General features: G+C 45.3%; 23 protein-coding genes. 14 read left to right on the top strand and 9 right to left on the bottom strand.

The features are described 5' to 3' along the window. Nucleotides 1–140: 140 nt before the first annotated feature. The gene (locus QUB56_RS02390; protein WP_332952835.1) at nt 141–401 is read right to left on the bottom strand and encodes a hypothetical protein; all 261 of its coding nucleotides are present in this window, start codon (nt 399–401) and stop codon (nt 141–143) included. A gap of 59 nt (nt 402–460) precedes the next feature. Between QUB56_RS02390 and QUB56_RS02385 the strand changes: the two genes are divergently transcribed. Next, nucleotides 461–3,271 (top strand): tetratricopeptide repeat protein, encoded by a 2,811-nt coding sequence (locus QUB56_RS02385; protein WP_332952834.1) that lies wholly within the window; start codon nt 461–463, stop codon nt 3,269–3,271. A gap of 130 nt (nt 3,272–3,401) precedes the next feature. Here the strand turns inward: QUB56_RS02385 and QUB56_RS02380 are convergent, their stop codons facing one another. From QUB56_RS02380 to QUB56_RS02370, 3 genes are all read right to left on the bottom strand, one after another. After that, entirely contained in the window at nt 3,402–3,794 is a 393-nt protein-coding gene (locus QUB56_RS02380; protein ID WP_332952832.1) for a HEPN domain-containing protein, read from the bottom strand. Further along, entirely contained in the window at nt 3,791–4,111 is a 321-nt protein-coding gene (locus QUB56_RS02375; protein ID WP_332952831.1) for a nucleotidyltransferase domain-containing protein, read from the bottom strand. The genes QUB56_RS02380 and QUB56_RS02375 overlap by 4 nt, the downstream gene beginning before the upstream one ends. A gap of 202 nt (nt 4,112–4,313) precedes the next feature. Then, complete coding sequence (locus tag QUB56_RS02370) at nt 4,314–5,681, bottom strand: aldehyde dehydrogenase (protein WP_332952829.1); 1,368 nt, start codon at nt 5,679–5,681, stop codon at nt 4,314–4,316. Between the two features lie 324 nt (nt 5,682–6,005). Between QUB56_RS02370 and QUB56_RS02365 the strand changes: the two genes are divergently transcribed. The 3 genes from QUB56_RS02365 to QUB56_RS02355 all read left to right on the top strand — a co-directional run bounded on the left by QUB56_RS02365 (nt 6,006) and on the right by QUB56_RS02355 (nt 7,622). Then, the gene (locus QUB56_RS02365; protein ID WP_332952827.1) at nt 6,006–6,926 is read left to right on the top strand and encodes a glycine betaine ABC transporter substrate-binding protein; all 921 of its coding nucleotides are present in this window, start codon (nt 6,006–6,008) and stop codon (nt 6,924–6,926) included. 91 nt (nt 6,927–7,017) lie between these two features. Further along, nucleotides 7,018–7,272 (top strand): hypothetical protein, encoded by a 255-nt coding sequence (locus QUB56_RS02360; RefSeq protein WP_332952824.1) that lies wholly within the window; start codon nt 7,018–7,020, stop codon nt 7,270–7,272. Then, a complete protein-coding gene (locus QUB56_RS02355; RefSeq protein ID WP_332952822.1) occupies nt 7,266–7,622 on the top strand; it encodes a type II toxin-antitoxin system PemK/MazF family toxin in 357 nt (118 codons plus the stop codon). The genes QUB56_RS02360 and QUB56_RS02355 overlap by 7 nt, the downstream gene beginning before the upstream one ends. Nucleotides 7,623–7,720: 98 nt before the next feature. Here the strand turns inward: QUB56_RS02355 and QUB56_RS02350 are convergent, their stop codons facing one another. Further along, entirely contained in the window at nt 7,721–9,994 is a 2,274-nt protein-coding gene (locus QUB56_RS02350) for a bifunctional (p)ppGpp synthetase/guanosine-3',5'-bis(diphosphate) 3'-pyrophosphohydrolase (protein WP_332952821.1), read from the bottom strand. Nucleotides 9,995–10,082: 88 nt separating this feature from the next. Further along, complete coding sequence (locus QUB56_RS02345) at nt 10,083–10,334, bottom strand: hypothetical protein (RefSeq protein ID WP_332952820.1); 252 nt, start codon at nt 10,332–10,334, stop codon at nt 10,083–10,085. Nucleotides 10,335–10,447: 113 nt separating this feature from the next. Between QUB56_RS02345 and patD the strand changes: the two genes are divergently transcribed. The 3 genes from patD (at nt 10,448) to QUB56_RS02330 (ending at nt 13,722) form a co-directional block, all read left to right on the top strand. Next, nucleotides 10,448–10,846, top strand: coding sequence for a heterocyst frequency control protein PatD (patD, locus tag QUB56_RS02340; protein ID WP_332952819.1), 399 nt, complete (start codon nt 10,448–10,450; stop codon nt 10,844–10,846). Between the two features lie 45 nt (nt 10,847–10,891). Further along, entirely contained in the window at nt 10,892–11,476 is a 585-nt protein-coding gene (locus QUB56_RS02335) for a zf-TFIIB domain-containing protein (protein WP_332952818.1), read from the top strand. A gap of 566 nt (nt 11,477–12,042) precedes the next feature. Continuing rightward, nucleotides 12,043–13,722, top strand: a complete 1,680-nt coding sequence (locus QUB56_RS02330) for an ABC transporter ATP-binding protein (RefSeq protein ID WP_332952815.1) — start codon at nt 12,043–12,045, stop codon at nt 13,720–13,722. Nucleotides 13,723–13,779: 57 nt separating this feature from the next. On the opposite strand, the gene QUB56_RS02325 is transcribed toward QUB56_RS02330, so the two are convergent. Next, entirely contained in the window at nt 13,780–15,039 is a 1,260-nt protein-coding gene (locus QUB56_RS02325; RefSeq protein ID WP_332952814.1) for a transposase, read from the bottom strand. A 293-nt stretch (nt 15,040–15,332) separates the two neighbouring features. Between QUB56_RS02325 and QUB56_RS02320 the strand changes: the two genes are divergently transcribed. The 7 genes from QUB56_RS02320 (at nt 15,333) to QUB56_RS02290 (ending at nt 20,431) form a co-directional block, all read left to right on the top strand. Beyond that, nucleotides 15,333–16,406, top strand: a complete 1,074-nt coding sequence (locus QUB56_RS02320) for an RNA polymerase sigma factor, RpoD/SigA family (protein ID WP_332952812.1) — start codon at nt 15,333–15,335, stop codon at nt 16,404–16,406. Nucleotides 16,407–16,581: 175 nt separating this feature from the next. After that, nucleotides 16,582–17,067 carry a GNAT family N-acetyltransferase gene (locus QUB56_RS02315; RefSeq protein ID WP_332952811.1) on the top strand — a complete coding sequence of 162 codons (486 nt, stop codon included), beginning with the start codon at nt 16,582–16,584 and terminating at the stop codon, nt 17,065–17,067. A gap of 223 nt (nt 17,068–17,290) precedes the next feature. Then, a complete protein-coding gene (locus QUB56_RS02310; protein WP_332952809.1) occupies nt 17,291–17,497 on the top strand; it encodes a glycogen debranching protein in 207 nt (68 codons plus the stop codon). A gap of 3 nt (nt 17,498–17,500) precedes the next feature. After that, complete coding sequence (locus QUB56_RS02305; RefSeq protein ID WP_332952808.1) at nt 17,501–17,794, top strand: hypothetical protein; 294 nt, start codon at nt 17,501–17,503, stop codon at nt 17,792–17,794. A gap of 195 nt (nt 17,795–17,989) precedes the next feature. Further along, complete coding sequence (locus QUB56_RS02300) at nt 17,990–18,985, top strand: AEC family transporter (protein ID WP_332952806.1); 996 nt, start codon at nt 17,990–17,992, stop codon at nt 18,983–18,985. A 74-nt stretch (nt 18,986–19,059) separates the two neighbouring features. Next, nucleotides 19,060–19,941: a Uma2 family endonuclease gene (locus QUB56_RS02295; RefSeq protein WP_332952803.1), complete on the top strand. Its 882-nt coding sequence runs from the start codon at nt 19,060–19,062 to the stop codon at nt 19,939–19,941. A 76-nt stretch (nt 19,942–20,017) separates the two neighbouring features. Continuing rightward, on the top strand, nt 20,018–20,431 hold the full coding sequence (locus QUB56_RS02290; RefSeq protein WP_332952801.1) for a nuclear transport factor 2 family protein: 414 nt from the start codon (nt 20,018–20,020) through the stop codon (nt 20,429–20,431). 285 nt (nt 20,432–20,716) lie between these two features. On the opposite strand, the gene QUB56_RS02285 is transcribed toward QUB56_RS02290, so the two are convergent. Next, entirely contained in the window at nt 20,717–22,246 is a 1,530-nt protein-coding gene (locus tag QUB56_RS02285; protein WP_332952800.1) for an ATP-binding protein, read from the bottom strand. A 43-nt stretch (nt 22,247–22,289) separates the two neighbouring features. After that, nucleotides 22,290–22,761 (bottom strand): HAMP domain-containing sensor histidine kinase (locus QUB56_RS02280; protein WP_332952797.1); only part of this gene is annotated, 472 nt, incomplete at its 5' end.

Here is a 22,761-nt window from a genome sequence, read left to right as displayed (position 1 = left end):
ATGTCCGGTCGAGCGACCGCGATTTTTGTAGGGGCGGGTTCACCAACAATACCTGCCAATAATTGACCATCTCAAAAACCCGCCCCGACCGGGATATTATGGTTAATCGATCGGACATGATATCAATTCACGATCGGGCTTTATTCTGCAACTTTTTCTACATCAATCGCCGCTTTCTTGAAAGGACAATCCTTACAAAAATAGAGTTTCGATACTTCCTCGCTGTTTAAAGTTTGTTCGAGAGGGCAACGCGACACTTCCTGTTGATTTTTGTCAAAGCAGAGGTGAAAACCTACTAACCCAAAAGTCAACACTATCCCCGCCGAAGAGTTGATGGCACCGACTACAGTACCGAGAATCGCCTCTCCAATCATCCATTGCTGCTGTTTTGATAATCCCATAAACCATTTCCAACTCGACTAATTTGAGTGTGGAATTTCGGGATACCCGAAGGCAAAGAATGGCTGGAACTGTGCTAGAATCGGCATTAGGGATATTCGGGACTGTCATTCGGTATCGGGAATCCCGAAACTTTCCCGAAACTTTTTTTAGCAATTTACTTTGGGAATCTATGCCAACGCAGGGAAAAGGCGAAAAGTCTTGGCAGCGAGTCAGTTATTTGGTTGAGGCGCTAATAGATTATGCGTTGAATGATACAAATCGCATCTCTAATCTCCGCGTCAGTTGGAAAGATAACGATAAAGACTTGCAAGTGACGGCGACACTGGAAGCCCTGCGCCACTTGGTGAAAGATAGAGGGGGGTTTAAACCGAATAAGACAACATCTGACTTGCAAGTTAGAAAGAACATCGGCGAGGTACTGACTGATTATCTCGGAAAAAAGCTGAAAATTCTGGATGATCACCGCCCGGAGACTGCAAAGCGGGGTTGTAGCGATTGGAATTTTACTTTGAAGCTGTGGAGTAGAGACAAAACAGAGAATTTGCAAAAGTTGGCAGAAGCGTGGCCCGTTAACGGCGAACCCGGTATCAGCAGTCAGATTAACAGCGGACAAAATACTGACGGCAAAAGCGAGAATGATGATGTGCCCGCAGATGCCCCTCCCGACAAAGCAATCAGGGTGGCTTTCTCTCAACTACCTGACTCTATTCCTGTGTGGAAAGGGCGGGATGAATTGGTGGAAAATTTAACGGCAAAATTAGTACAGGTGTTGCCGGATGGAACTTCGCCGCCGAAAGTATTGGCGATTATCGGGCAAGGCGGTATGGGCAAAACGAGTTTGGCTGTCAAACTTGCAGAAGCATTGGGAGTGAATTGGCAGAAGTCTGTTTTTCAAAAGGGGGAAAGTTTGCCCGGTGGCGATTATGAGTGCGCGATGTATTTCGAGGCAAAGGAGGGAACGAGTTTTGATGATGTGGCTCGATTTCTGTTAAGTGAAGGTTTGGGGATTCAGGCTGCGGAAGTGTTGAAAACTGCCGATGAAAAGATTGCAAAAATTATGGCTGGTTTGCAACAAACTCGCTGTCTTTTGGTACTCGACAACCTGGAATCTATTTTGCATCCTGCTGTTGAGGCGGAAAATCCAGACTGTTTGGCTGCGGCGCAGGTACATCGAGCAATTTCACCGGATTGGGGTAAGTTGCTGAATGCTTTGGTTTATCAGCAGCACCAATCGCAAACGATTTTAACCAGCCGGGAAGTGCCTGCGGATTTGGCAGATACCCGCTATCCGGGATTAGCACCGGATTCGGAATTGGTGCAGATAGAAGTGTTGCAAGGTGTGGATTTTGCGGCGGGTGTGGAGATTTTGCAGCAGCGAAAGTTGACTGATAAATTAGCTGATTTGCAGTGGATATCTCAGCGGGTTGAAGGTAATGTTTTTTTATTAACTCAATTGGCGGCTTTGGGCAAGGACAAACGGGGGTATCTGCGGAAGTATCCCGAATTGGTAACGAAGAATGCAGAACCGATGTTGCGAGAACAACTAGCAAGGCAAAGTGCAGCGGCAAGAGATTTACTGCGTCGGATGTGTGTTTTGCGAGTGCCGATAGATGTCAGGGGTTTAACTTTTTTGCGACTGTATACGGATGATGTTGAAAAAAATCGCCGCTTTAAATTAGCAGCAATATTAGCAAAACCTGCGGAATTGACAGACGCAGAAATTAGCGAGACAGCAGCAATTTTACAGCGATTAGTCGGTGCGAGTTTGGTGCAGAGTCGTTATGACGAGGAGAAATGTGAGAATTTTTATGATTTGCACCGGGTGATTGAGGAGTTTTTGCAAGGGGAATATAGAGATGAACTGCCAAAGCTGCTAGAAAGTGTTTATAAGTTTTACTGCACTGGTAAAAAGGTGAAAAATCCTCAAAGCTTAGCAGATTTACAAGCTGTTATAGAAGCTCAACATTTTGCCTTTAGGTTGCGCAATTACAGGGAAGCATATTCTTTAATTGTGTATAATTTAAATGAAAATCTAAAAAGATGGGGAGAGTGGACTTTACTCCAAGAGCTGTACGAAAAAATATTACCTCATGTTGAAAATAACGATCGCTCATATTGTTTAATATTTCTAGGTGCAATTCATCGGGATTTCGGGAAGTGGGATTTAGCAGAAAAATATTTTAAAGAGGCGTTGTCTATTGCAGAAGAAGAAGAAGATAATAAGAGCGGCATTGCTGCTTCATTAGGGATGTTGGGAGATATCGAGCGAAATCGCGGTAATTGGGATGAAGCTGAGAAACTCTGCCGGCAATCTTTGGAAATGATGACAGAATTGGGCGAACGATCGAACATGGCATATTCTTGGGAATTGTTGGGAGATATCGAGCGAAATCGCGGCAATTGGGATGAAGCTGAGAAACTCTACCGGCAATCTTTGGGATTGAGAACAGAATTGGGCGATCGCCAAGGGATGGCATCTTCTTGGGGACTGTTGGGAGATATCGAGCAAAATCGCGGTAATTGGGATGAAGCTGAGAAACTCTACCGGCAATCTTTGGGAATGATGACAGAATTGGGCGATCGCGAAGGGATAGCAATATTGATCGGTTGTCTGGGAGAAAATGAGCTCGCTAGAGGCAATCTAGATACAGCAGAACAACTGTTAACAGAAGCTTTAGGAAAAATGCAAAAACTGGGGATGACTTGGCGTATTCCCGAAACTAACTACGATTTAGCACGACTTCAGCGAAAGCGCGGCAACACAGAAGTTGCTCAACAACATTACGATACAGCACATCAAATTTTTCAACAATTGGGAGCCGCCAAGGATTTGGAGAGAATCGATCGAGAATGGCACAAATCTGATTAGATATCATATCGTTTCCGGTGGCATCGGAATGATTTAACCACAGAGGACGCAGAGAACACAGAGGGAGACAAGAGAGAGATGAATAATTCCGATGAAGAGCGGAATTGATATCACTCGGCGATTGAAATCGCTATCGAGAATCAGGGAAATCTTCCAGTAGGCGTTCTGCTAATTCTAAAAACTGTTCTGCTTGCGCGATTAATTGATTAGCCTCGGCTTCTGTAATTGCCGAATCGATATCATAGTCCCCCTGATTTCGCAAATCTTGAGCATCAATTAAGTAGCGGTGAAACTCGACCGGAACCCGCCCTGTACGAGCAAAATCTCGACCAAATGCCGAAATCACAGCAGCATGACTGGAAAAAGTTAAACCTTCATTCAACAAGAAAGCTTCGGCAACATAAAACATGGTGTAATAAGCTCGTGACGCTGCAAAATCAAAAAGCTCATTAGTTGCTAGTAACTCAGCGGCGCGCAGGCTTTCAGCAGCTTTTCTCAATAGAGCAATTTGTTCTGGTTTCAAATCAATACTCCTTCTCTACGAACATTTAAAAAGAAAGGACTTTCTTCTTGCTGAAAACGTGTTGCAGAGGCAAAAGCACGCGAAATGACGACCGCACGATCTAAGCACAAAGCAGCAATAAATTCACTGGTGCGAGCGATTTCTTGACCAGCATGAACGGGCTCATTCAGAATAACTAAAATGTCAATATCAGAATCTTGTCTCGCATCTCCTCTAGCTTGGGAACCGTAGAGAATTAACTGCACGAGTCTTTCGCCATATAACTTGTGAAAGTAGTGGCGGAGTTCTGCTAAAATTTCTGGTAAATTATCGTTCATTTTGATTTGTTATGTTTGTAATATTGTTTCCGGTTGCATCGGAATGATTAGCAGCCAAAATGAGGAGACGGCAGTGCCGTGTCCCTACAATGTTATTTTGGGTAGGGAGACGGCACTGCCGTCTCCTCTATATCATAAGGAGTGTAACCGGAATTGATATAACTGGTTCTCAGACATAGCCTAGGAACCAGTAAAAAACGCATCAACCGATCACCTTTTTAATCAAATCCAACTTACCTAAATAGGGAGCGTAGCGCCATTTTAAGTCAAGTAAAAATGACTTTTGCAGCACGCTTTTTTGATGCGAAAAAGTGTCAAAACTTGCTTTGCCGTGATAGGTGCCGATGCCGCTGTCGCCAACTCCGCCAAAAGGTAAACTTGTTACTCCGACTTGCATAACCGTGTCGTTGAGACAAACTCCCCCCGAAGAAGTTTCCCGCAAAACTCGCTCTTGTTTCTCTTTATCCTTCGAGAACAAATACAAAGCTAGGGGTTTGGGACGGGCGTTGATTTGGGCGATCGCCTCCCCGAAATCATCATACTCCAAAACTGGCAAAATCGGCCCAAAAATCTCATCCTTCATCACAGGCGCATCCCAGGAAACCTTGTCGAGAACCGTGGGTGCAATATATTTATCTTCGGGGTTTGTTTGACCGCCGACGACCACTTCTCCGTCTTTGATAAACTCTGCCAAACGTCCTAAATGATGTTGATTGATAATTCGGGAATAGTCGGGACTTTTCTGCGGATCGTCGCCGTAAAATCCGTGAATTGCTGTTTTTATTGCCTGCATCAAAGCGGGTTTAACTTTTTTATCAACTAACAGGTAATCTGGAGCGATACAAGTTTGACCGGCATTGATGAATTTGCCCCAGGCAATGCGTTTAGCAGTGTATTCAACTTGAATATCTGAGTCTACAATGCAAGGAGTTTTGCCGCCCAATTCTAATGTCACAGGTGTCAGGTGTTTGGCGGCGGCTTCCATGACTATTCTACCGATTTTTGTGCCGCCTGTAAAGAAGATGTGGTCGAATTTTTCTGCTAATAATTGTTGGCTGATTTCCACTCCTCCTTCGACGGCCGCTACGTAGGCGGGATCGAAGGTTTTGGTAATCATGTCGGCGACAACTGCCGACGTGTGCGAGGCGATTTCTGAAGGTTTGAGGATGGCGCAGTTGCCTGCGGCGATCGCCCCGACCAAGGGTGATATCATTAGCTGAAATGGGTAATTCCAAGGCCCGATGATTAAAACAACGCCTAAAGGTTCTGGGTAAATGCGGGCCGATGCTGGGAATTGATCGATCGAAGTAGGCACTTTTTTCGGCTTTGCCCAGGATTTAACGTTTTTGATGGCATAATTAACTTCTGCGATCGCAGCAATTTCAAAATAAGCCTCGTACTCCGGCCTGTTTAAATCCGCCTTGACAGCATCCACAATCCGTGATTGATAGGAGGCGATCGCACTTTTGAGATTCTTGAGTTGTTCGATGCGAAAATCCACATCCTTAGTTTTCCCAGTCGCAAAAAATTGCCGCTGTTTCTGGATAATATCGCTGACGCTGATTACCATCTTTTGTCCTCCATGTCTATAAATAAATGTTACAACAGGAAAACGGAAGTTGGGTAAAGTGGGGGTGTTAAAAAAATTTACTCGTTTCGGACAGGAAGAATTAGGATGATTGAACCGCGAAGACGCGTTAGCGAAGCGGCGCGTTAGCGCTAGAACACGAAGGAAGAGTTAGGAAGAGGAAGAGAAGATGTAGGTATCTTGCGAGATGTCAGCGGTGCTAATCTTAAAATCTTCGCAGCAGTTGCGGATTTTGCCTTTACAAATCATTGAAAAATGCTATAAATTAGAAGCTGATAATTGTGGAACAGACAACGGAGTTGGCTTATGAAAATATCTAAGAACGATTTTTTTTTCTATTCCTGCTGGCTGCTTTGTTTGTTTGCAGTAGCAGGATGTACCTCTAAGCCCCAAAAGCAAGTTGTCATCTGCTCGAAAGACTTTACTGAACAAGCTATTCTCGCAGAAATTTTAGCAGAGCACATCGAAGCTAAAACAGATATCAAAGTAGAACAAGAACAGAATCTCGGAGGTTCGCTTTGTCATCAATCCCTAACAGCAGGTAAAATCGACTTGTACGTCGAATATACGGGTACTGCTTACGCCAACATACTCAAACAAAAACCGATTTCTGACCCCAAAAAAGTCCTCGATTACCTCAAACAAGAATATCCCAAACAGTTTAAAGCAGAATGGACCCAACCGCTGGGATTTAATAACAGTTTTGCGATTATTGTCCGGGGCGATCAGGCTAAAACACTCAATTTACAAACTCTCTCGCAACTTGGGAAAGCTTCACCTAACCTCCGGGCTGGTTTCGGGCCAGAATTTAACCAGAGAGAAGATGGATTTCCCGGATTGGCTAAAACTTACGGGATTAAATTTGCGGAAGAACCGAAGGAATTGCTGTTAGGATTGCTTTATCAAGCGCTGCAACAAAAAGAAGTAGATGTGATTGCTGGTAATACGACGGACGGTTTAATTCAAAGTTTGGGTTTAGTAGTGCTCAAAGATGACAAGAACTATTTTCCGCCCTACGAAGCTGTTCCGGTGGTGCGATCGCAAATTTTGGAGAAATACCCCGAATTGCGTCAAGTGCTCGCAGAATTGGGCGGCAAAATCTCCGAGGAAGATATGCGGAAACTCAACTATCAAGTTGACGGGGCACAGCAGGAAGCGGGAGAAGTGGCGCGGGAGTTTTTGCAGCAAAAGCTGGGCGACTCAAAGCCAGTAACTCCGGCGAAATAAAGACTTTCATTGTTCTGCCTGTTTGCTGAACCGTATAGTGGTTAGCTATACTATTAGTTAGACTCCTATAAATAAATGAAGGTATAAAGCTATGACAACTGTCAAAACTGCTATCTCATTGCCAGCATCTTTATTTGAACAAGCCGAAACATTAGCTGGCGAAATGCAAATTTCGCAGAGTTTTTTGATCGAAATAGCCCTTGAAGAATTTATCCGCCGCCGCGAAAATCAACAAATGTTAGAAAAAATTAATGCTGCTTGCGAAGCACCTCTCTCTGAAGAAGAACAAGTTTTGCTTCGCAAGATGAGTCGCTCTCATCGCAGGCTGGTGGAAGGCGAATGGTAATAAATCAAGGTGATATTTTTTGGATAGAACTTGATGAGCCTTCTGGTTCAGAACCCGGTTATCTCCATCCCCATGTAATCATTCAGAACAATTTATTCAATCGTTCCCGCATTAATACGGTTGTTGTTTGTGTGCTTACTTCAAATCTCAGACGGGCTAATTCACCAGGAAATGTTCTGTTAGAAGCAGGAGAAGCTGATTTACCAGAACAAAGTGTTGTTAACGTCTCGCAGATTTTGACGATCAATAAATCTCAGTTAGGTGAGAAAATTGGCACACTCTCGGCAGAGCGAGTTCGTCAAATTCTTGATGGAATTAGGCTGGTAGTGGAACCTCGCGAAGCTGAGTAAAACTTTCCTGAGCCTTTTAAATTTTATGGGGCTTAACCTCTCCTGGGCTAGTGCTCAGGTGCGCAGTGCGCACCCTACAATACAGTTAGGCTGCATTCCTAATTCACTTGACTCAGCCGCCGCAAATTCAAAATATCGCTCATCTTTTTAATTTGCATACAAGTCCGCTCGAACTGTTCCTTATCCTCAATATCCATGCACAAGTCAATTAATGCGGGCAAACCGGGATAGGTTTTTACTTGAGCGCTGCGGACGTTGACTTTGTTGTCCTTTAAATGCGACAATACATCGTTGAGAACTCCTACTCGATCGAGAGCCTCAATTTGAATGTTGACCGCATAAGTATTCGGGCGGCTAGCATTGCGATCGCTCGAATTCCAACTCACAGGAACTAACCGATCGCCCGGTACGCTCTCAACATTTGAACACCCTTGCCGGTGAATCGAAATTCCGCGGGTGCGAGTCACAACTCCAATAATTGCTTCCCCGGGAATCGGACAACAACAGCCGGATAAATGGTAGAGCAATCCCTCTACACCTGCGATCGGCGATTTGCTCGGAGACGAACTCGGTACTGGTTTCGGTGTGGTCGATGCAGGTATTAGCTGGGGCAATTCCTGTCCTCCGGCGGGAGCAGCTTCAATTTTTTGCTGCACTTTTACTAAATCTCGCAGTCGATTTACTACGAGATTTAGGGTGACTTCGCCGTAGCCTAAACCGGCGATTAAATCTTCCACGCTGTGGTAATTGCAGCGCTGAGCCACAGACTGCATGGGTTCCGATTTCAGCAAAGATTCCAAGCCGTTTTTACCTAATTCTTTTTCCAGCAATTCCCGCCCGCGAGCGAGATTTTCATCTCGGTGCGATCGCTTCAACCACTGGCGAATTCGGTTTTTGGCTCCGTTTGTCTTGACAAAATTCAGCCAGTCGGAACTCGGATGACCATTTTTTTGGGTCAAGATTTCTACAATATCGCCATTCTTTAAAACCTTGTCTAGTGTTACCATTCGCCCGTTGACTCTCGCACCGGTGCAGTGATTGCCAATTTCTGTGTGAATGCGGTAAGCAAAATCTACGGGAGTTGACCCGCTATTGAGAGCAATCACGTCTCCGTTAGGAGTAAAAACGTAAATATCTTCATCGAATAAGTTGTCCTTAATGCTTTGTAAATATTCGCGATCGTCTTTGAGGTCGCTTTGCCATTCTAGGAGTTGCCGCAGCCAAGTAAATTTTTCGTCGTCGCCGGCGACTGTTGTGTTAGAACCGCCAGTTTCTTTGTATTTCCAGTGCGCGGCAATGCCGTATTCTGCAATGTGGTGCATTGCTACGGTACGAATTTGCACTTCGATGGGGCGGCCGCTGGTTCCGATTACTCCGGTGTGCAAAGATTGATAGCGGTTGGCTTTTGGTAAACCGATATAATCTTTAAAGCGGCCGGGAATTGGGCGGAAAGAATCGTGCACGATCGCCAAAGCCCGATAACAGTCATCATTGGTTTCTACTATGATCCGCACCGCAGAAATATCGTACACTTGGTTAAACCCTTTTTGGCGGCGCTGCATCTTCCCGTAAATCCCGTACAAATGTTTGGGACGGCCGCTAACTTCGTAGCATTTAATGCCTAAATTGTCAAGCCTTTCTCGCAAACAATCTGTGACTTCTGCGAGTTGAGTTTCTCGATCGCCTCGCTTCTCGGCTACCAATTCCTGAATTTCGCGGTAAGCTTCCGGTTCCAGGTATTTAAACGCTAAATCTTCCAATTCCCACTTAAAGCGCCCGATACCCAAACGGTTCGCCAGGGGAGCAAAAATATCTCGGGTTTCTAGCGCAATACTGCGCTGCTTTTCTTCGGACAAATGCTCCAAAGTCCTCATGTTGTGCAGCCTGTCTGCCAGTTTGACCACAATGACGCGAATATCTTTAGCCATTGCTAGGAACATTCGGCGGAAATTTTCAGCCAGGCGCTCTGTTTTGCTGGAAAAATTAAACTTAGAAAGCTTGGTGACACCTTCGACCAACTGCCGCACTTCCGCGCCGAACCGCTGTTCTATTTCTTCGAGAGTAATATCTGTATCTTCAACAATGTCGTGGAGGAAGCCGGCGGCAATCATGACGTTGTTGCCGCCCATATACCGGAGTATTCCAGCGACAGCTACCGGATGGCAAATGTAAGGTTCTCCGGATTTGCGGTACTGTCCTTCGTGCAAGTCGCGGGCAAATTCATAGGCGCGACAAATTAAGCTGTTGTCAGTCGAGCAATTCAAGTTAGCGCCTCCATCAGCCTGCGATCGAGCATTCAGGCATTCTTGCAGCCAATCGGGAACTACAGCAGGATCGATCGAAGGAGAGGGGGTCAGAGTGTTCGCGTTCATGGGGTACACCTTTAAAACTTAGAAATACAAATGGTTAAAAGCCGGTTTTCGGTTGAATTGCCGAAATTATGTGTTTAGCTATACTAAGCTAATTGAAGGCCACAATTTGCAATTCCAAAAAATAGTCGATTTGTGTGTTAACTATACCTATCTCATCCCGACTCGCCCCCCGTCGCAGGTAGGAAAGTATAGTGACACCACTGCCGCCGCCGTGGTGTGCCACTCGGGTAAAATAAGCATATTTGGGCGGTAACAGTTGAGGTAGCAGGCGATCGGCTGCATCAGGCAACGCTAAGCTAAAAGCAGGCTCCTGAACGGTCGAGTCAGGGCAGCCAATCAAAAAAGTTCTCAAAAAACAGGGAATTGCGGCAAAAACGCACGGCTTTCCTGAATATGAGCAAACCTTAACCAAGTATCTACTTTGATTATAAATACAAATTTGTTTACAAAATCATGATATTGTCCGAAGACCGCCGCCAGTGCTACGAAGAATTACAGCAAGCACTAGAAAAACTACAAAAAACTGCTGCACAGGATAATCTGGATCGGGCTGCGCTGGCGATCGAATACAGAAAAGTGCAACAATTTTTCGGAAACCAAATTATGAGAGCCGAAAGCGATGAGTTAGACGCCTCGGAAACACCCCCAGAGCAGTCCTATTTGACGGAAATTCACAAGCAACTGCGGTTATTGGGGACAGATGTCATGTTTTTGCAAGCGTCGCGCCAGCCAGCGACAGCAAAAGCGAGGCAAACTGCGGCGATAGCGCGGCTTAACACGCTGATTGGCTACAGTGGCGCGCTACTGCAAAAAAATTCTGGTTCTTCAGGGCCGGTCCAGATGCAGAATTAACAACTGAATTAACAGGGAATTGAGAAGGCAAGGAGAAATAAAGTGGTGGAATGTCCAAAATGCAAACATCCCAACTTAGAAGGCGGCACCTTAGCCGGCAGTATGTCAGTGGAATGGTGTCCCAACTGCTACGGTATCTGGATTCCAGGCAGAGAATACGAAGCTTGGCAGAAAGAGCAGCGCCAGTGGTACAACAAATCCGACAAGCCACAGGCGACAGGTACTCTCGGCATAGAATTCACGCCCAGTGCCTACGACAGCAAAGCAGCGCTGTGTCCCGAAGACGGTCACTATCTGTCGCGGGCGAAAGTTCCCTTCAGCAGAGTGCCCTTTTACATAGAGCGCTGTATGTTGTGCGGGGGCATTTGGTGCGATAACGGCGAGTGGGACATTCTCGAAACTCTGGGATTCCACACCGAGATTGACAAGATGTTTTCTCCCAATTGGCAAGCTAAGGCCCGCGTGCAAGAACTCGCCTCTCGGGAACGTCAAGTGCTTACTGAGAAGCTGGGGCCGGATATCGCCGGATATGTGTTGGAACTCGCGGAAGTTTTAGCAGACCATCCCCACGCAGATTGTGCGGCTACTTACATACTGCGGAGAGCTGAGTTGAAGCGAAAGGAAATTTAGTCAGTTGGCTGTTGACAGTTGACAGTTGACTGTTGATGGTTGACTGTTAACGGTTGACTGTTGTTAGTAAGCGGTTGGTCGGTTAATGATGTATTGATAAAATTTTTGTTGATAGCAATTTCTATTGGTATTTACAAACAGCATAGTTGACGGTTGACGGTTGACTGTTGTTAGTAAGCGGTTGGTCGGTTAATGATGTAGGGATAAAATATTTGTTGGGAGCAATTTCTATTGGTATTTACAAACAGCATAGTTGACGGTTGACGGTTGACTGTTGACGGTTGACTGTTGTTAGTACGCAGTTGGTCGGTTAATGATGTAGTGATAAAATATTTGTTGGGAGCAATTTCTATTGGTATTTACAAACAGCATATCGATCTCTTGCCAATAACTAATAAGTCCTGAACCATACTAATAACTAACAACTAACCGCCAGTATATTGATAAATAACAACAGACAACAGTCAACAGACAACAAACAACAGACAACAGTCAACAGACAACAGTCAACAGACAACAAACAACAGACAACAGACAACAGTTAACAGACTAAGGACTAATGACTAATGACTAATGACTCTTCTCTATTTTCCGTTGAAAATCTGCGAGTAGCTTATCCTCAGCGACGGGGCCAATCCGGTTGGGCCGTTGACGGGGTTTCCCTGATGCTGCAACCGGGGGAAAAGCTCGGATTAGTTGGGGAGTCTGGGTGCGGTAAGTCAACTTTGGGAAGGGCGGCGATGCGGTTGCTGCCGGATTCGACGCTGATTGAAGGGCGAGTGGGTTTTGCTGGAGAGTCGGTGTTTGACATGAATGCTTCGCGGCTGAGACGGTTTCGGGGCGAAGCTGTGGCATTGATTTTTCAAGATCCGATGACTCGTCTCGATCCTTTGATGACTGTGGGGGAACACTGCATCGAGACTTTGCAAGCTCACAGACCGAATTTGGATCGCAAGCAAGCTAAGAAACGGGCGATGGAAACTCTGGAAGCTGTGAAAATTCCGGCGTCTCGCTGGTCGCAATTTCCCCACGAATTTAGCGGCGGAATGCGGCAAAGAGTAGCTATTGCTTTGGCTCTTTTGCTCGACCCCAAATTAATTGTGGCCGACGAACCGACTACAAGTTTGGACGTAACTGTCGCCGCCCAGATTTTGCAGGAATTAACCAGACTTTGCGCTTCCAGGGGAACAGCTATTTTGTTGATTTCTCACGATTTGGCGATGGTGGCCGAGTATTGCGATCGCATTGCGGTGATGTACGGCGGTAAAGTCGTAGAAACAGGACCCGTGGAGAACGTTTTTAAACAGCCGCAGCACGAATATACTCGATCGCTCCTCAAAGCAGCTTTGCACATTCAAGCCGATTCCAAGACGGGGAAGGAAAAAGAACGAACAGGAGAGCAGGAAAATTCTCGGCTTAAATCCCAGTCAAATTCGCCTCTTTTGACAGTGACGAATTTGCAGCAACACTACAGTTTAGAAAGCAATTTATTAGATCAGTTATTTGCCAGGAATCGCCAGGTCATTAAAGCAGTAGACGGCGTTAGTTTAGAGCTAGAACGGGGAGAAATCCTAGGGCTGGTGGGGGAGTCCGGCTGCGGGAAAAGTACCTTGTCACGCACGATTTTGCAGCTAATTACCGCCACAGGCGGCAAAGTTGAATTTCAAGGAATAGATATAACTGCCGCAGGCCGGGATGCGGTGAGGAAGCACCGCCGGGAAATGCAAATGATATTTCAAGACCCCCATGCTTGCCTGAATCCGATGATGACTGTCGGGCAAAGTATTGCTGACCCTTTGTTTATTCACAAATTAGCTAATGCCAGCGACGCTAAAAAACAAGTAATCCAAATGTTAGAGCGGGTGGGTTTGACTCCTGGGGAGGATTTCTTTCGCCGCTATCCGGGGGAATTGTCGGGAGGACAACAGCAGCGAGTTTCGATCGCCCGCGCTTTGATTACTCAGCCACAACTGATAATTTGCGACGAACCCGTGAGTATGCTGGATGCCAGCGTGCAGACTCAAGTTTTAGAGCTGATGTTGGAATTGAAGCAGGAATTTAATTTGACTTATCTGTTTATTACGCACGATTTGTGGGTGGCGAGATTTTTTTGCTCGCGCATTGCGGTAATGAATGCGGGCAAAATAGTTGAAATCGGCAACACTAGAGATATTTTTACTAATCCACAGCACCCTTACACTCAGCAGTTGTTGCAGGCTGCTCCTTTACTTGCCCGGACGCAATAGAAAGCTGTGACATCCTCCTGCGGTAAATCAAAGATTATACCGCAGGCTTCGCAAGAATCACTTCTTGAGTTTCCTGGTTTTTCCCTTGCGGGATTTCGCCACTTGCCTAGACTGAGTGACCTCAGTCCCCGACAGATCGGCTGCACAGGCACTTTCGATTCCCGTCTGTCCAACGGTACTAATTAACTTAATTCCTCGATTTCTAATGTTTTGACCCGCTGCTACATCCCTGTCCGTTGTGTAATTACAATGAGGACAGTTATGAACTCTAACAGTCAAGTCTTTTTTGACTTCACCACCACAAAGTGGACACTCGATAGAAGTCCCCCTCGCGTCAACTTCAGCAAAGAACTTCCCTCTTCTCCAGCACACATACTTGACAATAGTTCGGAACTGTCCAAATGCAGCGTCGAGCATCTGTTTACCAAACATCCCCTTGGCACTGATTCGGTAATCTAGGTCTTCCATGAAGACCATATCGCCAGCATCGCAAAGAGCGTGAGCTTGTTTGAAGTGAAAGTCCTTTCGCGTGTTATCAATTCTGTGGTGAAGTCGTGCCACCTTGATGCGCTGTTTCTCGTAGTTGTTAGACCGCTTCTTTTTTCTAGAGAGTCTGCGTTGCAGCACTTTCAGCCTACTTTGCAGACTCTTAAAAAACTTTGGCGGCTTTACGAGAACACCGTCACTGGTTGCCAGAAACTTCTCCAGTCCCGTATCAACCCCGATGGGATGACCAGATGGGGTGGGATCTGGAACACTAACATCACATTGAAGAGAGATACTTGCATACCACTTGTCAGCTTTCCTCAAGATTCGCACCTGCTTAACCACAAAACCACTAGGGATGGGTCGATGCAAATTAATTGGAATTGCTCCAGTCTTAGGAAGTTTTACGTGCAAATCTGTTACTGGATTCTCCTTAAATTGCGGAAACAGTAACGACTTCAACTGCCCATACTTCTTGAACCTAGGAAAGCCAAATCCCCGTTTCTGAAAATATTCCCAACCTCTGTGCAACTGTTTAACCGCATGCGGTCGAACCTGAGAGGGAACTTCACCCAATTTAGGAAATTCCTTCTTAGCTTTTGGCAAATTGTTAAGTTGCTGAATTTCACTGGGAAACTTCAAGTCAGGAGGAATGATGTACTCTTTTTCAATAGAGCATCTATCAATTGGACACTTACGACTGTTGCACCAATCTTTGATCTCTCGCAAAGCATAGTTAAATGCACCTCGACAGATTTCCATCCACTCAATGAGCATCTGTTTTTGAGTGATGTCTGGATAGATTCGATAGCGGTGGGTGAGTGTCAACATTCCAACATGGTAGCAGGTTTACTCATGGGATACGAAAAGATAAATGTCAAAAGGAGGGGTTCGACGCCCCTCCTTTTGACCGCCTTTCATCCCACCGTTAAACCAGGCGTGGCAATCGCCTACGGCTCGATACATCCTCGCTGGCTATAATGGGGGTCTTCCCGGCGAAGAAGATAAAAGTGGGGCAATCTAATGTCTGTCACGGGCTTCGAGATGGATTTCGGAAATTTCGGGTTAAATTCGCTAAAGTGTAGGCAGACATTTCAAATCATCCCACCGATACCAAGCACCATATGGCAGAATCTGACCTAGGCAGTTTTGCGGTGGCACCCGAAGCCTCACTCGCGATCGCACAAGATGAAGACACCGAGATCGATCGTCCGACCGTAACTCGGTCCTCAGCATACAACAACTGGTCTGCCGACGATCCCGTGGGATCTTTGTTCAAGGAAATGGCTCGGTATCCTCTACTGACTGCCGCCGAAGAAGTGGAGTTGGCGCGCCGCGTTCAAGAATTGGTAGCCCTGGACAAACTAGAACAGCGTTTGCAGCAGGAATTGGACAGAGTGCCGACAAAAGCTGAAATCGCGGCGGCTTTGGGGGTGAGCGAAACTCAACTGCAACAGCTTCGCCACCAGTGTCAGTCAGCGAAACGGAAAATGATCAGCTCGAATTTGCGCTTGGTAGTTTCGATTGCCAAACGCTATCTCAATCGGGGCGTGCCTTTTCTCGATTTAATTCAGGAAGGAGCTTTGGGTTTGAATCGGGCCGCCGAAAAGTTCGATCCCGAGAAGGGTTACAAGTTTTCTACCTATGCCTATTGGTGGATTCGCCAAGGAATTACCCGGACAATTGCCAATCAAGGGCGGACGATTCGCTTGCCGGTTCATATTGTCGAACAGTTAAATAAACTCAAAAGAGTTTATCGGGATTTGAGGCGTTCTCTTCAACGCAATCCCAGTGAAGCTGAACTTGCAACAGAAATGGAAGTTACTTGCCAACAGCTTCGCTACCTCCAGCAAGTACGCCGGCAATCTTTGTCTCTCAACCATCGCATCGGCTCTGAAGAAAGTTCGGAACTTTTGGACGTTCTCGAAGATAACGCGACGCAATCTCCCGAAGCTCAGATGAATGAGATGATGATGCGCCAAGATATTTTGGAGGTGTTGGACAGTATTTTGACTGAGCGGGAAAAAGAGATTGTTGCTATGCGTTACGGTTTGCTGACCGGCGAACCTTACACTTTAGAAGAGGTTAGCAGTTTGTTCAATTTGTCCCGCGAACGGGTCCGTCAAATTCAAAATAAGGCAATGCGAAAGTTGCGCCGCCCTCAAGTGACGGAACGATTGAAGGGCTGGTTGAAATAAGCTAAAAAACATTGAGTTTAAATTTTGAAAAATCTTAAAATTATTGTGGGCGGCACTCCGACGCCGCCGTAAATATGCTTGTGCAAGGTGGAAAAGCTTAATTAAAAATTACAAATTAAAAATGTCTTGATGTGGTATTTTTAATTGTTGATTGTCGCGTACTACTTACTTATTTATGTCTGATGAGGTAATTTTGCGCCCCGCTACCCGCGCCGACGTGCCGGTGCTGTTTGATTTGATTAAAGCTTTAGCTGAGTACGAAAAATTATCTCATGCCGTTACTGGCAATGCCGTTAATTTGGAGCATCATTTGTTTGGCGATCGACCTTTTGCTGAAGCGATTTTAGCAGAGTGCGAAAATCGAGTGGTGGGCTGGGCGCTGTTTTTTTACAATTATTCTACTTTTTTGACTCAGCCGGGAATTTATTTGGAAGATTTGTTCGTGCTGCCTGAGTTTCGAGGGCGGGGAATTGGCAAATCTTTGATAGTTTATTTAGCCCAGTTGGCAGTAGAAAAAGGCTGCGGGCGTTTGGAATGGAGCGTCTTGGATTGGAATGAATTGGCGATCGGATTTTACAAGGGTATCGGTGCTGATGTGATGCCCGACTGGCGGATTTGCCGGGTGGCGGGCGAGTCTTTGGCAACTTTGGCATCGAAGTAATTCAAGGCCCGCGTTCCCAACCCCTACTCCCCACAAAAAATTCATCTGTTGTGGAACAGGCATCTTGCCTGTGCGTGGAACAGGCATCTTGCCTGTGCGTGGAACAGGCATCTTGCCTGTTAAGCTAAAATGCCGCACTCCGGTTAATTAATACCGGCCTACTTAATTGGCAAAAATATAGGAAAATTTAAGTAATAGTAGATTTTGATTGAGAGAGTAGATCGTGATTATTTGGGTAAACGAGCAAATCGATCCGTCGGGCATTCTTTATTCTTGCATTGCCTGTTGCGATGAGACTCAAGCGCAGGATTGCCACGAATCTTTTGAGCAGAATTTGACGCCAGAGCAAAAGCAGCAGGGCTGGGTTGCTACCTTGCGGACTGTTAGTTCTTGGGATGAGGTGCCTGTTAATGCTTTGAAATTGAATTGATTAGTGCAAGTCATCAGCAGCTTCAGTCTCGCCCTATTTCCGTTCGATCTCCACGGCAGGAAAACGTTGCACGTCTGTGAGTCCAAGGCAAAATACAGCAGATTCCGCGTTGATGAAGTACACCCGTCAAGCGATCGCGAGCTTACGGGAAACGGCACGGCGCCGTGTCCTCTATCGAAAGCTATGTACCTCACTTACCTAAAAAATGCTGTAACTCGATCGCACATTTCTCAAATTAACAGAAGTTTTGTGAATGTGAAGGTAAAAAGCTGCCATCATTTGGCGCTGCGAGTCTGAGGATTGTGCCCTGCAAGATGCCGGAATTTGGGCGGAAATTTTCGCGCCGGCAGTGCTGCGAACACCCTAGGACGAAAAAGCGTGCAAGTGCGATCCTCTTCGAGGGCTCCGCTAACGATAATTCGCATTTCTTAAACGGGCTTTAGCATTAAAATTAATACATAAAGGCATTTCAAATTGTCAAGTTAAATTTTTATGCTTGAAACCTTATTTCACGCTTATAGCCCTCTAGTTATCTGGACTGGCTTGGGACTGCTGTTGTTTCAGTACATCCCAGTTAATTTTCCCAAACTGCTGAGCCACTTTCTTTTCTGGATTGGGATACCGCTGCAAATTCTAATTTTAGTGCGTCAAAGCGATTTTTCGGGTGCTGTGGGATTCACGCCGGCGATCGCCCTATTCGTGTTATTTGTGAGTACGAGTTTAGCTTGGTTGACTTGGGTATTATTGCGCAGGCTCAGTGCAGCCCACATCAAAAAGCCATCTTTTCAGGGCAAAAATTCTCTGGTTAATTTATTTCTTTTTAATTTTAATTCCCTGAAGCGATCGAGCCAAGGCAGTTTTATCCTAGCAGCGATGTTAGGGAATACAGGCTTTGTCGGATTAGCAATCACCCCCTTTATCATCAGCAGCGATCACAACAACTGGGCTGTGTTGTACAGCGTCACTAACAACGTTATTGGAACTTATTGTTTCGGTGTATTTATTGCTAGCTATTTCGGGAATTCCGAGAAAAAAAATCACTGGTGGACTCCGCTCCGGGACGTGCTGACAGTTCCCGCTCTGTGGGCATTTTTAATAGGTTTTTTTACGAGAAACATCCCCCTGCCCGAGACAGTCGAATCGGGATTGCAGGCGGCAGTTTGGGCGGTAATTGCCAGTGCTTTGCTGCTGGTTGGCATCCGGCTGAGGTCTATTAAGAAATGGGAAAGTTTTGAACTCGGGTTAATCCCGTCGCTGTTAAAAGTGGTAATTATGCCGGTACTGATCGGATTGGGTGCTAGTTATTTCGGATTGAGCGGCGATCCGAGGTTGGTGTTGGTATTGATGTCGGGAACGCCCACAGCTCTTACCGTGCTGATTTTAGCAGAAGTCTACGAGCTCGATCGCGATTTGTTAGCTAGCAGCATCGCCCTCACTTCCGTCGGTTTGCTGCTGATGCTTCCCTTGTGGTTAGCTGGGTTTAGCTAATATTAGCTAAAGTTTCAAATCAAATTGCTCTAAAATTTCGCAGTACAATCAACCATAACTGCACGGAAAAGACGATGGACGAGACAATAACTGCTACTGGTCTGCCTCCTGCATTCCCCGACCATACCCAATTGCCAGACGAAGACGGTACATTTGTTAAAAATTTTCAGGAGCATCCCCAGAGCATCATTCTGACAGATTCGATCGGGCCGGTTGTAGAGCGGCTGCATCCAGACGGACAATATGCGATCGGGCAAGATTGCGGCATTTACTGGCGAGAAACTGACCCGCCAGAGCGAGGTGCAGAAGCACCAGATTGGTTTTACATCCCGAATGTACCCGCAACACTTGACGGTTTTCGCCGTTCTTATGTACTTTGGCCCGAACACATGGCTCCGTTCATTGCTTTAGAATTTGCTAGCGGTAATGGAGAGGAAGAGCGCGATGGTACTCCGCTGTCTGTAGCGGCCGACGGTACAACAACTAAACCCGGTAAGTTTTGGGTGTACGAGAGAATTATCCGCATTCCTTACTACGGCATTTATGAAATGAGAACGGGCAATTTAGAAGTCTATCACCTAATAGATTTTGTGTATAGAAAGATGGAGCCAAACGAACGCGGTCACTATCCCATTCCTGTACTAGATGTAGAATTGGGACTGTGGGAGGGAAGCTATCAAAATCAAGAACTTCTTTGGCTGCGGTGGTGGGATTCGCAGGGGAATTTGCTGTTAACTGGCTCCGAACAAGTTGAAATTGAGCGGGCCCTAGTCGAACAAGAACGGGAAAGAGTCGCACAAGAACGAGAAAGAGCCGAACAAGAACGAGAAAGAGCCGAACAAGAACGAGAAAGAGCCGAACAAAAACGAGAAAGAGCCGAACAAGCAGAGCGAAAAGTCACCCAATTAGCCGAGCGACTGCGAGCAATGGGAATCGATCCCGATGCTGAGGATTGATATCAAATTCCCAACACTCTATCTGTAGCGCGAGCATCCCGCACCTTACCCTTTATAGTCACAAAAAACAAAGCTTATGGAAACTAAACCACCTCTACCGCCCTTTACCTTGGAAACAGCTAAAGCCAAAGTCCAAGCTGCTGAAGATGCCTGGAATACCCGCGATCCTGAACGAGTAGCCTTAGCTTATACCGAAGATTCGCAGTGGCGAAACCGTGCCGAATTCTTCAGCGGACGGGAACAAATCAAGGCTTTTTTAAGACGAAAATGGGCAAAGGAACTAGATTACCGTTTGCAGAAAGAACTGTGGAGTTTTACAGACAATCGGATTTCTGTTCGCTTCGAGTATGAGTGGCACGATGATTCTGGCGAATGGTATCGTTCCTATGGTAATGAACAGTGGGAATTTGCAGAAAATGGGTTAATGCGAAGACGTGAAGCCAGCATTAATGATGTTCCCATTCAAGAGTCAGAACGGAAGTTTCGATAGGATTTATCTGTGAGTTACTTAATGAAACTTAGACATTTTCTCACCTTTTTAGCGGTCCAAAACCTCTCCTCGCAACGGAAAGAGGTCGATGACCTAAAAAGGCCTGAAACCATTGTAAATATTAGATTCATACCCATTCGAGGTAAAAGTCTTTCTCAATCTAGGTTTTAAGCCATTTTGGCTTCAGTTTTTGTCTGGGCCCGCTAGCGTAACTTTCGGAATTACTGCTGATTTCTCCCCTGCAACTGAAAACCGCTATATGATGAATTGGGCCCAATCAGTTTCCTAGACCATAGATACCGCGAAATTGGTTGCTGTACAGATAGTCGGCATCTCAATAATAAACTGCGTTCCCTGCTCTGGCGTAGAAAAACACTGTATTTCAGCGCAGTGTTTTTCTAGCAGAATTTTTCGGCTGATTGACAATCCCATGCCTGTACCTTTTCCGATTGGCTTAGTAGTAAAAAAGGGAGTGAAAAGTTTGGAACGAACTTTTTCAGTCATGCCAATACCATTATCAGCAACTGTGACCCGAATGCCTGAATCAGTGCTAATATTGTCATGCGAATTGCCCGGTACGAATTCAGTACGAATCAAAATTTGGGGGTGAAAAACTTTACCCTTTTCTCTACTTTCCCGCTCTTCCAAAGCATCTATAGCATTCGCTAAAAGGTTCATAAACACCTGATTAAGCTGACCTGCATAACAGGTCACAAGTGGCAAGGTGCCATAGTCTTTAATCACGTTAATAGCAGGACGATCTGACTTAGCCTTGAGGCGATGCTGTAAAATCATCAAAGTGCTATTAATACCTTCGTGGATATCTACTGATTTGATTTCTGTTTCATCTAAGCGCGAAAAATTTCGCAGAGACTCTACAATAATGCGAATGCGTTCGATGCCTAACTGCATGGAAGCAAGCAATTTTGGTAAATCATCTATGATAAATGGCAACTCTCTATCTTCTATTTCATCAATAATTTCTGCTTCAGGTTGCGGGTAATACCGTTGGTAAAGACTCAACACATAGATGAGTTCTTTAATATACTCGTGGGCGTGGGAGAGGTTGCCGTAAATAAAGTTAACCGGATTGTTAATTTCATGAGCGACACCTGCAACCAATTGACCGAGACTAGACATTTTTTCACTTTGAACTAGCTGGAGTTGTGTTTCTTGCAGTTCTTTGACAAAATGCTCTAAGGCAAGAGCTTTTTGGCGTTCTTGTTCTTCACTGATACGGAGTGCTTTCTCTACTTGTTCGCGCCGCTCTATTTCAGACTGCAGTTTCTGACCTAGACAAAAACTTCTCAAAGCTGTTAGCACTGTAGTGTATAGCTTTGATGTCGTTAATTCAGTTTTAGTTTTATAGTCATTAATATCGTAATTGATAATAATGCTTTTTTCTGGTACTTGTCCGGGTTGACCCGTGCGTAAAATAATTCGCACTAACTGATTGCCTAACACTTCGCGGACATATTTAACAAACTCTAAGCCAGCATCATCCGTTTCCATGATGACATCAAGCAGGATGATGGCCACATCAGGATGTTCTTGGATTAACTGCCTAGCTTCAGTAGCGGAATAAGCACTAATAAACTTTAAGGATTTATTTTCACAAACAAATTTTCTTAAGGCAATATCGGTAGCTGTGTGAACTTGAGGCTCATCATCTACAATCAAAATTTTCCAGCTTTCAGTCGGGGTATCTTCAGATACTTCATCGGCAAAAAATAACTCCTCATCTGAGTTAAATTCTTCAGCAAATAGTATTTCGTGAGATGATTCTTTAGTTAAAAAACCGTAAATATTGTCCATTGTTGCTCACCTTTATTTGTTACTGATGCTTTGAGTTGGAAAACTACGGTTGTGAATCGATTTGTAGGGGTAACGTAATAATAAATTTCGTTCCCACTCCCACCTCACTTTTACATTGTAGTTCACCCTGAAGTTTTTGGGTAACTAAATTGTAGACAATATGCAATCCCAACCCGCTACCCCCCTGACCGCGTTTGGTAGTAAAGAATGGCTCAAAAATTTTACTTAAATTTTCTGGAGGAATGCCTTTACCATCATCGGAATATTCCAAGCGAAGTTGATCCCCATCTTGTTGCCAATCAAAAACGAGCTGACCAGATTCGCCCGGTTCGTAAGCATGAATCAGAGAGTTCATCAGTAAATTTGTGACCACTTGGGATAAAGCACCTGGATAAGAATCTATAGCAATCTTGGTGTCTCCCTTAATTTCGATCGAATGTTTGCTATTTCTCAATTTGGGTTTTAATTGGATTAAAATTTCATTGAGATAATCTCTTACTCGGAAAGTTCGTCGT

It is taken from the genome of Microcoleus sp. AR_TQ3_B6, from assembly GCF_036702785.1.
Taxonomy (GTDB): Bacteria; Cyanobacteriota; Cyanobacteriia; order Cyanobacteriales; family Microcoleaceae; genus Microcoleus.
This window is presented reverse-complemented; position numbering and strand designations above follow the sequence as displayed.